This is a genomic window from Kitasatospora sp. NPDC059827 (assembly GCF_042731675.1).
Lineage (GTDB): Bacteria > Actinomycetota > Actinomycetes > Streptomycetales > Streptomycetaceae > Kitasatospora.
Genome location: NZ_JBHWIV010000005.1, coordinates 117,195 through 129,008, shown reverse-complemented (window position 1 = coordinate 129,008; position 11,814 = coordinate 117,195). Strand labels below are relative to the sequence as shown.

11 protein-coding genes are annotated in these 11,814 nt (G+C 74.2%); all 11 read right to left on the bottom strand.

What is annotated here, in order from left to right; translation table 11 throughout:
* Positions 1 to 53: 53 nt before the first annotated feature.
* On the bottom strand, positions 54 to 542 hold the full coding sequence (locus ACFV8H_RS05195) for a flavin reductase family protein (protein ID WP_380396594.1): 489 nt from the start codon (positions 540 to 542) through the stop codon (positions 54 to 56).
* The gene (locus ACFV8H_RS05190) at positions 539 to 1,852 is read right to left on the bottom strand and encodes an ATP-grasp domain-containing protein (RefSeq protein WP_380396593.1); all 1,314 of its coding nucleotides are present in this window, start codon (positions 1,850 to 1,852) and stop codon (positions 539 to 541) included. The genes ACFV8H_RS05195 and ACFV8H_RS05190 overlap by 4 nt, the downstream gene beginning before the upstream one ends.
* Positions 1,849 to 2,721, bottom strand: a complete 873-nt coding sequence (locus ACFV8H_RS05185; RefSeq protein ID WP_380396592.1) for an NAD(P)-dependent oxidoreductase — start codon at positions 2,719 to 2,721, stop codon at positions 1,849 to 1,851. The genes ACFV8H_RS05190 and ACFV8H_RS05185 overlap by 4 nt, the downstream gene beginning before the upstream one ends.
* A gap of 26 nt (positions 2,722 to 2,747) precedes the next feature.
* Complete coding sequence (locus tag ACFV8H_RS05180; RefSeq protein WP_380396591.1) at positions 2,748 to 3,989, bottom strand: MFS transporter; 1,242 nt, start codon at positions 3,987 to 3,989, stop codon at positions 2,748 to 2,750.
* Complete coding sequence (locus ACFV8H_RS05175; protein ID WP_380396590.1) at positions 3,989 to 4,990, bottom strand: diiron oxygenase; 1,002 nt, start codon at positions 4,988 to 4,990, stop codon at positions 3,989 to 3,991. Before ACFV8H_RS05175 ends, ACFV8H_RS05180 begins: the two co-directional genes overlap by 1 nt.
* On the bottom strand, positions 4,987 to 6,285 hold the full coding sequence (gene ectB, locus ACFV8H_RS05170; RefSeq protein ID WP_375887307.1) for a diaminobutyrate--2-oxoglutarate transaminase: 1,299 nt from the start codon (positions 6,283 to 6,285) through the stop codon (positions 4,987 to 4,989). The genes ACFV8H_RS05175 and ectB overlap by 4 nt, the downstream gene beginning before the upstream one ends.
* Positions 6,282 to 7,247: a 3-methyl-2-oxobutanoate hydroxymethyltransferase gene (locus ACFV8H_RS05165; RefSeq protein WP_380396589.1), complete on the bottom strand. Its 966-nt coding sequence runs from the start codon at positions 7,245 to 7,247 to the stop codon at positions 6,282 to 6,284. Before ACFV8H_RS05165 ends, ectB begins: the two co-directional genes overlap by 4 nt.
* Positions 7,237 to 8,406, bottom strand: a complete 1,170-nt coding sequence (locus ACFV8H_RS05160) for a pyridoxal phosphate-dependent aminotransferase (RefSeq protein ID WP_375887303.1) — start codon at positions 8,404 to 8,406, stop codon at positions 7,237 to 7,239. The genes ACFV8H_RS05165 and ACFV8H_RS05160 overlap by 11 nt, the downstream gene beginning before the upstream one ends.
* A 41-nt stretch (positions 8,407 to 8,447) precedes the next feature.
* Positions 8,448 to 9,803, bottom strand: coding sequence for an LLM class flavin-dependent oxidoreductase (locus ACFV8H_RS05155; RefSeq protein WP_380396588.1), 1,356 nt, complete (start codon positions 9,801 to 9,803; stop codon positions 8,448 to 8,450).
* Between the two features lie 80 nt (positions 9,804 to 9,883).
* Positions 9,884 to 10,138, bottom strand: a complete 255-nt coding sequence (locus ACFV8H_RS05150) for a hypothetical protein (RefSeq protein WP_375887298.1) — start codon at positions 10,136 to 10,138, stop codon at positions 9,884 to 9,886.
* 352 nt (positions 10,139 to 10,490) lie between these two features.
* Positions 10,491 to 11,474, bottom strand: a complete 984-nt coding sequence (locus ACFV8H_RS05145; protein WP_380396587.1) for a zinc-binding alcohol dehydrogenase family protein — start codon at positions 11,472 to 11,474, stop codon at positions 10,491 to 10,493.
* Between the last annotated feature and the right edge of the window lie 340 nt (positions 11,475 to 11,814).

Genomic DNA, 11,814 nt, shown 5'->3' with positions numbered 1-11,814 from the left:
CAACTCCCGTGCCGGGGTCAACTCCCGTGCCGGGGTCAACTCCCGTGCCGGGATCAGCTCCTGGCCAGGGCGGGCTGGGCCACCGGCTGCATCACGCCGTGCAGGTGGACCAGGCTGTCGCCCGGCGTGCCCCGGCGGACCTCCGTGACGGCGGCCGTGACCACGTGGTGGTCGCCCAGGGTGCGGACGTCGTGCCGGGTGCAGACCAGCCAGCTCAGGCAGCCGTCGAGCAGCGGGACCTGGTGCGGCCCGGGGTGCCAGCGGGTGTCCGGGCCGAAGCGGTCGGCGCCCGGGGTGGCGAACAGCCGGGCCAGCTCCTGCTGGTGGGCGCCGAGGATCTGGACGCCGAACCACTCGCTGTCCCGGACCCGCGGCCAGGTGCTGGACGTCTCCGCCAGGGCGAAGGAGACCAGGGCCGGGCTGGCGCTGACCGAGGTGAAGGAGGTGATCGTCACCCCGACCGGCCCGGGCGCGGTGAGCACCGCGATCCCGGCCGCGTGCGGGCGCAGCGCGGCGCGCAGTTCCTTGGCGTCGACGCTCACTCGGCGGCCCCCGGGCCGGGGGCCGGGGCGGCGCCGACCAGCCGGTCCGGGCGGGCCGCGATGGTGGCCAGGGTGCGGGCCGGCGGGCCGGTCTCGGCGGGCGCGGTCCGGATCGCGATCCGGGCGGCGAGGGCGCTCGCCCGCTCGGCCGCGTCCCGGCCGTCCCGGCCGCGGGCCAGCACCAGGCCGCAGCGGTCGTAGGACCAGGCGATCGGCACCACGGTGTCGCCCGGGGCGACGCTCACCGAGGCGTCGACGACCGCCGGGTCGGCGAGCACCCCGTCCAGGCCCTCGACCGAGGCGACCACGCCGGGTTCGGCGGTCAGGAAGCGGATCGAGGCGCCGCAGGACGGCTCCCCGGGCCGGACCGGGTCGGTGCGCCCGGCGTACCAGAGGAAGGCCAGGGCGTCGGTGTCGATCCCGTAGACCTCCTTCACCAGGTCGGTGATCCGGTCCCCGCCGCGCCGGCTGTGCGACTCGACCAGCCGGGGCCCCTGTTCGGTGAGGATCACCTCGGTGTGCGCGGGGCCGTCGGCCAGGCCGACGGTGTCGAGCATCGCGAAGACCAGGTCCTCGACCCGGCGGGCGGTGGCGTCCTCCAGCGGGGCGGGCTGGGTGTGGCCGACCTCGACGAAGGAGGCGAGCTTCTCCTTGGCCGTGAAGGCGAGCACCACGTGCCGGCCGGCGTAGCTGAAGGTCTCCACGCTGATCTCGGTGCCCGACAGGAACTGCTCCATCAGGAAGGAGTGCAGTCCGAAGCCGGCCGCCCAGGCGCCCGCCTCGTCGACGGCGGCGAGGTCCTCGACGAAGCGCACCCCGAGGCTGCCGGAGCCGTAGCGCGGCTTGATCACGGTCGGGCCGTGCTCGGCCACGAAGGCGCGGATGTCCTCGGTGCCGTGCCCGATCCGGGCCGCGACGGCGTCCACGCCGCGCTCGGCGAGCAGGGTGCGGAAGGCCAGCTTGTCCTGGAGCACCTGGACGAGGTCCAGCCCGTTGCCGGGCAGGCCGAGCCGGGTGGTCGCGGCGGCGGCCGGCTCCAGGCCGTCCTCGATGATCGAGACCACCCGGACCAGCGGGCGGGACCGGTGCACGGTGGCGAGCAGTTCGGCGACGGCGGCGGGCTCCCGGTAGTCCGTCAGGTAGGCCTCGGCGACGTGCGCCAGGCCGGCCGGGTCCAGCTCCTGCGGCCCGTACACCCAGACGATCTCGAAGCCCGCGGCGCGCACCTTGCGCAGGGTGGCGGGGGTGCCGCCGATCACGGCGATCCGCGGCGCGGGCGCGCCCTCGGCGGGGCTGGTGCGCTCGCTCATGACCGCAGCTCCCGTCCGGCCTCGGACTCCAGCCAGCGGACCAGCTCGACGTTGTCGGCCTGCTCCGGCAGCTTCTCCCGGGCGTCCTCCCAGAGCGCCCGGCAGGCCCGGCCCAGGTCGGAGCGGCCGCCGGCGTCCGCCAGCAGCCGGTCGGCGATCCGCAGGTCCTTGAGCATCAGCCGCAGGGCGAAGCCGGAGTCGAAGGTGCCGGTCAGCACGTGCGCCGGGAACTTGGTCTCGGAGGCGTGGTTGCGGCCGGTGGAGGCGTTCACCACCTCCAGCATGACGGCCGGTTCGAGGCCGAACGCCCGCCCGGCGAGCAGGACTTCGGCGGTGGCGGCGAGGCTGACCGAGGACAGCAGGTTGTTCAGCGCCTTCAACGCGTGGCCGGCGCCGGACGGGCCGACCCGGTACACCCGGCCGAGGGCGGTGAGCGCCGGCTCGGCCAGGTCGAGGGCCTGCGGGTCGCCGGCCGCCATCAGGGTCAGCTCGCCGCCGCGGGCCGCCGCGGGGCTGCCGGAGACCGGGGCGTCCACCACGTGCACGCCGTACCGGGCGGCCAGTTCGCGCAGCTCCCGGGTGTCGGCCGGGTCGCTGGAGCCGGTGTCGACCAGCACCGAGCCGGCCGCCATGGCCGGCAGCAGCTGCTCGGCGACGGCCCGGACGGCGGCGCCGTCCGGCAGCATGGTGACCACGACCGGCGCGGCCAGGCCGGCGGGCGCGGCCGCGGCGGTGATGCCGCTCTGCTCGGCCGCCCGTTCGGCGGCGGCGGCGTCCAGGTCGAAGGCCGCCACCTCGAAACCGGCCTCGGCCAGGCGCCGGCACATGCCGCCGCCCATCGTCCCGAGTCCGGCGAATCCGATCCGCATGGTCGGTCTCCCTACGTTCGCATCCATCACGTTGTCGTCAATTCGGTTTCCCGGGCGGGGAGTTTGGCGTGCCCGGCGAGCGCGACCCGCTCCGCCGCGGCGCCGGTCAGCGCGAACACCGCGGCCGCGCCGATCCAGCCGACCGCGCCGGAGCCGAGCAGCAGCCCGGTGACCACCACCGGTCCGAGCACCCGCTGGCCGGCCAGGCCGAGGCCGAACACGGCCAGGTAGCGGCCGCGCGCCTCGGGCGGGGCGAGCTCGATGGACAGGCTCCAGGTGGCCGAGGTGCTGACCACCTCGCCCACCGACAGCGCCACGATCGCCAGCACCAGCATCAGGACGGACGCCGCGCCGTGCACCGCGCCCGCCGCGGCGAAGCACAGGCTGCAGGCGGCCAGCGCGATCCCGCCCCACAGCAGCATCCGGCTGCTGCGCCGTACCTCGTCGGCGAGCCGGCTCACCGGCAGCTGGGCGACCACCACCAGGACGGTGTTGAGCGCGTACAGCACCGACACCGTGGCGTGCGGGGCGGTGGTGTGGTCCAGCACCCAGACCGGCATCGCCACCAGCAGCAGCACGTCGAAGAAGGACAACAGGAAGTTCAGGCCGGTCAGCGCCAGGTAGTGGCGGTCCGGCAGGGCCCGGGGGCCGCCGCCGACGGGGGTGGCGGCGGCGGCCGGTCGGGGCGGGGCGGGCACCCGCAGGACCAGGACGGCGCCGCCCAGGAACGCCGCGGTGATCAGCACCATGGTGATCCGGTACGCCTCGACGGTGTCGAGGGTGAGCGTCACCCCGCCGGCCATGGCGCCGAGCCCCAGGCCGATGTTGCGCACCACGTTGACCAGGCCGAGCAGCCGGCTGCGGTCGCGCTGCTGCGGCAGCGCGGCCGCGACCAGGGCCTGGAGCACCGGCGGGCCGGCCCGGTCGAAGGCCACCGAGAAGAGGGTGACCAGCAGGTACTGCCAGAGGTCCGTCACGAACGCGAAGGCGAGGAAGCAGAGTCCGCGCCCCGCGTACACGGTGGCGAGCACCCGCCGGGCGCCGTGCCGGTCGGCGAGCACCCCGGCCAGCAGCGAGCCGGCCAGGGCGGCGGCGCCGGCCACCGCGAGGCCGGTCGCCACCTGGTTGGCGGACAGCCCGACGTGCCGGGTGAACCAGGCGATCGAGCTGGCCGTGAACAGGCCGATGCCCAGGGACTGGACGAGTGCGGCCAGGGCCAGTCGGCGCCCTTCGGCGGAGAGCTCCCGCAGACCGACCGGCCGCCGCATCACTCGACCCCGAAGTCGAAGTCGACCAGTTCGGTCAGCTCCATCTCGCGCACGATCCGGCGGATCCCGGAGAAGTCGCGCACCAGCAGGTTGCTGCCCGCGGCCCGTTGGCAGTCCGCGACGATCTCGTCGGCCCGCTCGAACCCGGCGTGCTTGAGGATGCCCGGCCAGACCGCGAAGTCCTGGGCGACGAAGGCGTTCAGGGCCTCGGGCAGGGCGCCGACGAAGGCCCGCTGCTGCTCCTTGTTCAGGTGGGTGTAGAGGCCCTTGGCGACCTCGACCATCACGGAGGAGTGGGCGGACTCGTCGCGGGCGTGCAGCCGGGGCACGAGCGCGTGCAGCGGCTGGACGGTCTCGTCCCGGGAGAGCAGCTCCAGGTAGGCGTTGACGCTGATCTCCGAGACGGTCGTCCAGACCAGCTTGAGGAGGTCGCGCTCCCACTTCTCGGAGACCTTGGCCTCGGCCTCCAGCAGCCGCCGGTAGGTGACGGTGTGCGGGTAGGCCGGCTCGGCGGTCACCTCGCGCAGCTCCCGGGTGCGCTGCATGGCGACCATGTGCATGTAGGTGTGCCACACCTCGTCGACGTGGGTCTGCTGCACCGCCCGCTTGGTGTGCACGCCGTCGGCGCCGGGGAAGACGCCGTGCATGATCATCGCGAAGGTCGGGTTGGCGACGTACTCCTCGGCCGCGATGACCCGCTCGTTGTAGACCAGCCAGGCCAGCGTCTGCACGGTCCGCCGCTGCTCCGGGGTGGCGGCCAGCCAGAGCGGGTGCTCGGCGAAGGGCAGCAGCCGCTCGGGGTAGTCGGGCAGCGCGGCGTCGTACTCCGCCGGGTCCGGGTCGGTGATCCGGTCCAGGTCGGTGCGGACGGTGGCGCGGCGCGGCCAGGACGCGGCGAGCCGGCGCAGCACCGTCTCGTCGATGCCGTGGGCGTGGTCGTCGGGCCCGTCCGCGGCCTCCGGGGCGCCGGGGGTGTCGAGGTCGTGCAGCAGATCGGTCATCGGTCCTCCTCCTTGCGGGACACCGCGTCGATGACGTCGGCGAGCAGCGTGATGCCGTGCGTCAGCCGGTCCTCGGCGAGCACGATCGGCGGCATGATCTTGAGCACCTGGCCGCGCGCACCGGTGGTCTCCACCAGCAGCCCGGCGGCGAACGCGGCGCGCGAGACCTTGTCCGCGAGGGCGGGGTCGGTGAAGCCGAGGCCGCGGATCAGGCCACGGCCGCGCGGGGTGCAGCCGAGCGCGGCGAAGCGCCGGGCGAGGTCGGCCAGCAGGCCGTCCAGCACCTTCACCCGGGCGGCCAGGCCCTCGGTGAACGCCGGGTCGGCCCAGTGGTCCAGGACGGCGGCGGCGGTGACGAAGGCCAGGTTGTTGCCGCGGAAGGTGCCGCTGTGCTCGCCCGGGCCGAGCTGGTCCAGCTCCGGCTTGACCAGCACCAGCGCCATCGGCAGCCCGTAGCCGCTGATCGACTTGGACAGGCACACCAGGTCCGGGGTGATGCCGGACTCCTCGAAGCTGAAGAAGGTGCCGGTCCGGCCGCAGCCGGCCTGGATGTCGTCGACGATCAGTAGGATGTCCCGCTCCCGGGCGACCTGCGCCAGCCGGCGCAGCCACTCCGGGGTCGCGGTGGCCAGGCCGCCCTCGCCCTGCACGGTCTCCACCACGAAGGCCGCGGGCTTGTCCATGCCGCTGCCCGGGTCGTCCAGCATCCGGGTCAGGTAGTCGATGGTGTCGACACCTTCGCCGGCGAAGCCCTCGTACGGCATCCGCACCACGTTGCCCAGCGGGACGCCGGCCGCGTCGCGCTTGAAGGCGGTGGCGGAGGCGGCGAGCGCGCCGAGCGAGAGGCCGTGGAAGCCGCCGGTGAAGGCGACGATGTCGGTGCGGCCGGTGACCCGGCGGGCCGTCTTGAACGCGGACTCGATCGCGTTGGTGCCGGTCGGGCCGGTGAACTGGACCCGGTAGGAGAGGCCGCGCGGGGCCAGCACGACCTCCTGGAAGCGCTCCAGGAAGCGGCGCTTGGCGCCGGTGTGCAGGTCCAGGCCGTGCACCGGGCCGTCCGCGAGCAGGTAGTCCACCAGTGCCTGGCGGGCGTCGGCCGGGTTGTGACCGTAGTTCAGCGCGCCGGCGCCGGACAGGAAGTCCAGGTACTCGCGGCCGTCCTCGTCCCACATCCGGTGCCCGCTGGCCCGGGTGAAGACCGCCGGGAAGCGCCGGCAGTAGGTGCGGATCGCGGACTCCAGCTGGTCGAAGACCTCGGTGCCGGAGGAGGGGCCGGTCGGGAGGGTGGTCGTCATCGGGCGCTCCAGGGCTCGGTCGCGGAGATCCGCTCGGTCTCCTCGGGGGTCAGGACGGTGCGCGGCGACAGCGGGAAGCTGCCGTCCAGGGTGAGCCCGATCAGCTCGCGCAGGCGGTCCGCGATCAGGTCCGGGGTGTAGCGGGTCGGGGCCTCGGCGGCCTCGATCACCGCGGTCGGCGGGAAGAACCGGCCGCCGCGGGCCGGGCGGACCACCGCGTCCCAGACGTTGAGGCTCTGTCCGCCCCACTCGGCCCGGCCGCTGAACACCGAGTACAGCGGGATGCCGGCGGCGTCCGGGCGGCTCAGCGCCCGGTTGACGGGCTCGCTGACCATCTCGACGATCAGGCCGGCCGCGCCCGCGTCCCGCACCCGGCGGGCCTGGGCGAACATCCGCTCCGCGCCCTCGACGCTGTCGCCGTGCCGGCTCAGCTCGCCGCGCTGCGGGGTGTAGCCGAGGTGGCCGAGGGTGGTGCCGCCGGTCCGCGCGAGCGCCTCCAGGCAGTCGAGGTCGCCGTCGCCGGCCAGCTCGACCTTCACCGCGTCGGCGCCCGCCGCCCGGAACCGCTCGCCGGCGGCGAGGGCGGCCGCGGGGCTCGCGGTCGCGCCGTCCGGCAGGTCGGCCAGCAGGAAGGGCCGGCGGTGGGCCGGGAAGTGCGCGTCGATCGCCTCGCGCACCTCGGCGACCAGCCCGGTCAGGGTGGCCATCGCCCATTCGCGCTCGGCGTCGTCGGCCAGCGCGGTGCTCGGGCGGCCCAGGTGGGTCATGAAGTAGGAGTCGCCGACCATCACGCACTCCAGCGGGCAGTCGGCCAGTTCGGGCGCCTCCAGCGCCCGGGCCAGGCCCTCCACCTCGTAACCCCGGTAGGCGTTGACCTTGAGGCCGACGCGCGACGGCGCGTCGTAGCGGCGCAGGAACGGAGCCAGGCCGGAATGCTCCAGGACCACCGTGTCAGTGCTCATCGATGCCCTCCCCGTAGATCTTGTTGATGCGGTCGATCGCCTCCGCCACCAGCGGCGGCGTGGCGGCGGTGAAGCAGAGCCGGGCCCAGTCGGCGCAGTGGGCGCCGAACACCCGGCCGGGGGCCAGTCCCACGCCCAGTTCGGCGCAGCGGCGGACGAAGCGTTCGCCGTCGCCGTAGGCGGCCAGGTCGAGGAAGGTGTACAGCCCGCCGGAGACCGCGGTGTGCGGGACCTCCAGCTTGGAGTCCGCGAGCCACCAGGCCGCGGCGGCCCGGTCGCGGCGGCGGGTGAGCTCCTCGGCCGGGGTGCGCAGCGCCTCGTACGCGGCGAACTGGGCCGCGGTGGAGACCGAGTAGAGCGAGTGCAGGGACCACTTGGTGAGCGCCTCGGCCAGGCCGGGCGGCGAGACCAGGAAGCCCACCCGGGCGCCCGGCATCGCGTAGGTCTTGCTGCAGCTGTACACCGAGAAGGTGCGCTCGGCGGCCCGCCCGACGGTGGCCGGGTCGACGAAGCCGGTCCGGGTGAAGTCGTAGTTCTCGTAGGCGTTGTCGGCGATCAGCCACAGGTCGTGCCGCTCGGCCAGCTCGGTGAGCGCCGCCAGCTGGGCCTCGCTGAGGCGGTAGCCGGTCGGGTTGTTGGGGTTGTTGAAGTAGATCGCCCGGGTGCGGTCGGTCACCGCCCGCTCGATCACCGACAGGAAGTCGAAGTCGGCGTCGGCGCTGAGCTCCAGGAAGACCGGCACCTCGCGCGGCACCCCGCCGGCCGCCCACACCAGGCCGGTGGCGAACAGCCACTGCGGGGACAGCACCAGCACCTCGTCGCCCTGGCCCAGGATCGCGTGCAGCAGCACCGAGATGGCGTGGGTGCCGCCGTTGCTGACCAGCACCTGCGCGGGCTCGACCGGGCTGCCGCGGCGGGCCGCCAGGTGCTCGGCGAAGGCCTCGCGCAGCTGTCGGACACCGCCGGGCGGGGCGTGCTGGTGGGCGGCGGTGGCGAACTCCTCGGCGTTCCACGGCCGGGGGCGGGCGCAGGGCTCGAAGACCGTCTTGCCCTGGTGCAGGCCGATCGGGGCCAGGTCGCCGCTGCGGCTGAGCAGTTCCTCGACCTGGACCAGGGGCGAGGGGGGGATCTCTCTGAGGTCTCGTGCCAGTGACGGCATGCTCGGATGCTCCTCGGGTTCTCGGATGACGTGCGAGCTGTTCAGACGTTCTCGGCGCGGGCGGCGGCGCCGTGGGCGGGGCGGTCCAGGCCGAGGTTCTCGCGCAGCGTGGTGCCCTCGTACTCGGTGCGGAACAGGCCGCGGCGCTGGAGTTCGGGGACGACGAGGTCGGCGAAGTCGGTCAGGCCGTCCGGCAGCACCGGCGGCATCACGTTGTAGCCGTCGGCCGCGCCGCCGGTGAACCACTCCTCCATCGCGTCCGCGATCTCCTCCGGGGTGCCGATCAGCACCCGGTGGCCGCGGCCGCCGGAGACGGACTGGTAGAGCTGCTTGATGGTCAGCCCCTCGCGCCGCGCCTTGTCGTAGACCAGCCGCTGCCGGCTGGTGCTGCCCTGGGTCTCGGGCAGTTCGGGCAGCGGGCCGTCCACCGGGCTGCCGGAGACGTCGACGTCGCCGAGCAGCTGGGTGAGCAGGCCGAACCCGACCACCGGGTCGACGAGTTCCTGAAGTACGGCGTACTTGTCCTCGGCCTCGGCGCGGGTGCGGCCGACCACCGGGAACAGCCCCGGCATGATCTTCACCTGCTCCGGGTCGCGCCCGTGTGCCCGGACCTGCTCGCCCATCGCCCGGTAGAAGGCCTGCCCCTCCTCCAGCGTCTGGCTGGCGGTGAAGATCACCTCGGCCCACCGGGCCGCGAAGTCCTGGCCGTCGGCGGAGGCGCCTGCCTGGATCAGCACTGGGTAACCCTGCGGCGGGCGGGCCACGTTGAGCGGGCCGGCGACCGAGAAGTGCTCGCCCTTGTGGCCGAGTACGTGCAGCTTCTCCGGCCGGAAGAACTGCCCGCCGTCCTTGTCGAAGAGGAAGGCGTCGTCCTCCCAGCTGTCCCACAGCCCGGTGACCACCTCCATGAACTCGCGGGCCCGGTGGTAGCGGGCGCCGTGGTCCGGCTGGGAGTCCCGGTTGAAGTTGCGGGCCTCGGCGTCGGTCACCGAGGTCACGATGTTCCAGGCCGCCCGGCCCGCGCTCAGGTGGTCGATCGAGGCGAACTTGCGGGCCAGGTGGAACGGCTCGTTGTAGGTGGTCGAGGCGGTCGCGGCCAGGCCGATCCGCTCGGTGTGCACCGAGAGCGCGGACAGCAGGGTGATCGGGTCGAACTGCAGGAACCGGCCCCAGCGGCTGAGTTCGTCGGCGTCCTGGTACGGCGTGCGGATGCCTACGCCGTCCGCGACGAAGAACATGTCGAACTTGGCCCGCTCGGCCGTGCGCACCAGGTCCCGGTAGTGGCCGAAGTCCAGGCCGCCGTCGGCCCGCGCCGCCGGGTGCCGCCAGGAGGCGACGTGGTACCCGGGGACGAGCATGAACGCCCCCAGCTTCATCATCCGGCGTGTCCCGCCCATGACCTTTTCCTCCGTGTCCGTTGACGATCGGTCCCGACCCCTCGGGTCGTTCACTCGCCGGTCGTTCACTCGCCGGTCGTTCACTCGCCGGGGGCGAACTCCGGCCCGGTCACACCCCAGTGGGTGTCGTCGGTGACCGGCGCGCCCCAGTGGGTGTCGTCCGCGACCGGCACCGGCGCGCCCCAGTGGGTGTCGGCCGAGGAGTGCGCCATGCCCCAGTGGGTGTCGTCGACCGACCCGCTGCCCGGGCCGGCGACCGCCAGGACCACCCCGACCGCCATCGCGCCGGCCGCCAGGCCGAGCACGGTGCGGATCATGATCCGGGTCTTCGTCATTGCGCTCTCCCCCATGTGCTGTTCACTGTGCTGTCGTGCGCCTTCGCCCGGCCCGGGGTGTGGTCCCGGTCCGGTTCCGCCGGGCGGCCCCGGCTGGGACCAGTCCAGACCGGTGCGCTTTCCAACCACCTTTCACGGGGCCTCCGCCGCGGCCCGAGTGTCGAAAGGCGATCAGAAGGACTCCAGAAGGGGGTTGCGCTCACGGACCCCGGGACGGCGGTTCCGCGTGGGCCTTCGGCCGGGCCGGCGAACGGGCCTTCGGACGGGCTTCCGGACGGGCTCGCGCGCGGGAACGCCGAAGGGCCGCCCCCGCCGGATGGCGGAGGCGGCCCTTGGTACGGGCGGCCGGGTGTCAGGCCTTGACGCGCAGGACGAGCTTGCCGGTGGAGCCGCGGGCCTCCAGGATCTCGTGCGCCTTGACGGCCTCCTCCAGGGCGAGTTCGGTGGTCTCGATCCGGACGGCGCCGGTGGCGAGCTGGCGGGCGGCCTCCACCAGGTGGCCGTGGACCAGGTCGGGCTGCTGGTCGGCGAGGCCGCCGATGTTGTAGCCGGCCACCGTCTTGGCGGTGTACCACATCTGGTTGGCCTCGTAGGTGTGGTCCTGCTGCGAGGCGTTGCCGAAGACCACGTGGCGGCCGAGCGGGGCCAGCAGGTCCAGGGCCTTGGCGCGCAGCGGGCCGCCGATGGAGTCCAGCAGGATGTCGACGCCGCGGCCGCCGGTCACCTCGGCGAGGCGCTCCTCCAGCTCGTCGTAGGTGAACACCTCGTCGTAGCCGAACTTCTCCTTGGCGAACGCGGCCTTGTCGGCGGTGCTCACCGCGCCGTAGACGGCGCCGGCGCCCAGGTTGCGGGCGATCTGCGCGGCGCCGCTGCCCACGCCGCCGGCTCCGGCCAGCACCAGGACGCTCTCGCCCTCGCGGACCCGGGCCACGTCGTGCAGGATCGCCCAGGAGACCGGCAGGTTGCAGGGGAAGGCGGCCGCGACCGGGCCGGGGATGGCGTCCAGCTCGCCGTCGAGGGCGACGGTCAGCCGCTCGCGGGCCACCGCGACCTCGGCGTAGCCGCCGCCGGCCAGGGTGATCGCGGAGACCCGCTGGCCGGGGCGCAGGTTGGTGACGCCCTCGCCGACGGCGCGGACGGTCCCGGTGACCTCCAGGCCGGGGACGTGCGGGGTACCGGGCTGGAACTGGCCGCGGCGGAACATCACCTCGGCGAAGTTGACGCCCGCGTACTCCACGTCGATCGACACCTCGCCCGCACCGGGCTCGGGGATCTCCACCTCGACGAGGGTCAGGACCTCGGGGCCGCCGTAGCTGTCGAAACGAATGGCGCGCATGGGAATGCCTCCTGGCTGCTGTGCTGTCGAACTGCTGCTGCTACTGGTCTGTCGGCGCCGCGGCGAGCCGCGTGGACCGCGGCGCACCGCGTGAACGGCCGGGTACTGCGCGAACTGCCGGGTACCGCGTGAACTGCCGGTTACGGCGGGGTACTTCGGTGGACCGGGCCGGTCCGCTTCGAGCCGCTTCGCGCCCTTGCGGGGCGCGTCGAGCCGCCGAACAGCGGACCGGGTCGGTCGGGGGGGGGGGCCGCGCCGCCCGGGGGGGCCGCGGGGGGGCCCCCGGGGGGGGGGGGGGGTGGGGGGACGCTGGTCACGCCCCCGCGCCAGGGCGCGGCCC

Coding starts and splice junctions, on each gene's coding strand:
- ACFV8H_RS05175 (WP_380396590.1), bottom strand. CDS start 4,990: ATGACCGATCTGCTGCACGACCTCGACACCCCCGGCGCCCCGGAGGCC.
- ACFV8H_RS05145 (WP_380396587.1), bottom strand. CDS start 11,474: ATGCGCGCCATTCGTTTCGACAGCTACGGCGGCCCCGAGGTCCTGACC.
- ectB (WP_375887307.1), bottom strand. CDS start 6,285: ATGACGACCACCCTCCCGACCGGCCCCTCCTCCGGCACCGAGGTCTTC.
- ACFV8H_RS05190 (WP_380396593.1), bottom strand. CDS start 1,852: ATGAGCGAGCGCACCAGCCCCGCCGAGGGCGCGCCCGCGCCGCGGATC.
- ACFV8H_RS05150 (WP_375887298.1), bottom strand. CDS start 10,138: ATGACGAAGACCCGGATCATGATCCGCACCGTGCTCGGCCTGGCGGCC.
- ACFV8H_RS05155 (WP_380396588.1), bottom strand. CDS start 9,803: ATGGGCGGGACACGCCGGATGATGAAGCTGGGGGCGTTCATGCTCGTC.
- ACFV8H_RS05165 (WP_380396589.1), bottom strand. CDS start 7,247: ATGAGCACTGACACGGTGGTCCTGGAGCATTCCGGCCTGGCTCCGTTC.
- ACFV8H_RS05160 (WP_375887303.1), bottom strand. CDS start 8,406: ATGCCGTCACTGGCACGAGACCTCAGAGAGATCCCCCCCTCGCCCCTG.
- ACFV8H_RS05185 (WP_380396592.1), bottom strand. CDS start 2,721: ATGCGGATCGGATTCGCCGGACTCGGGACGATGGGCGGCGGCATGTGC.
- ACFV8H_RS05180 (WP_380396591.1), bottom strand. CDS start 3,989: ATGCGGCGGCCGGTCGGTCTGCGGGAGCTCTCCGCCGAAGGGCGCCGA.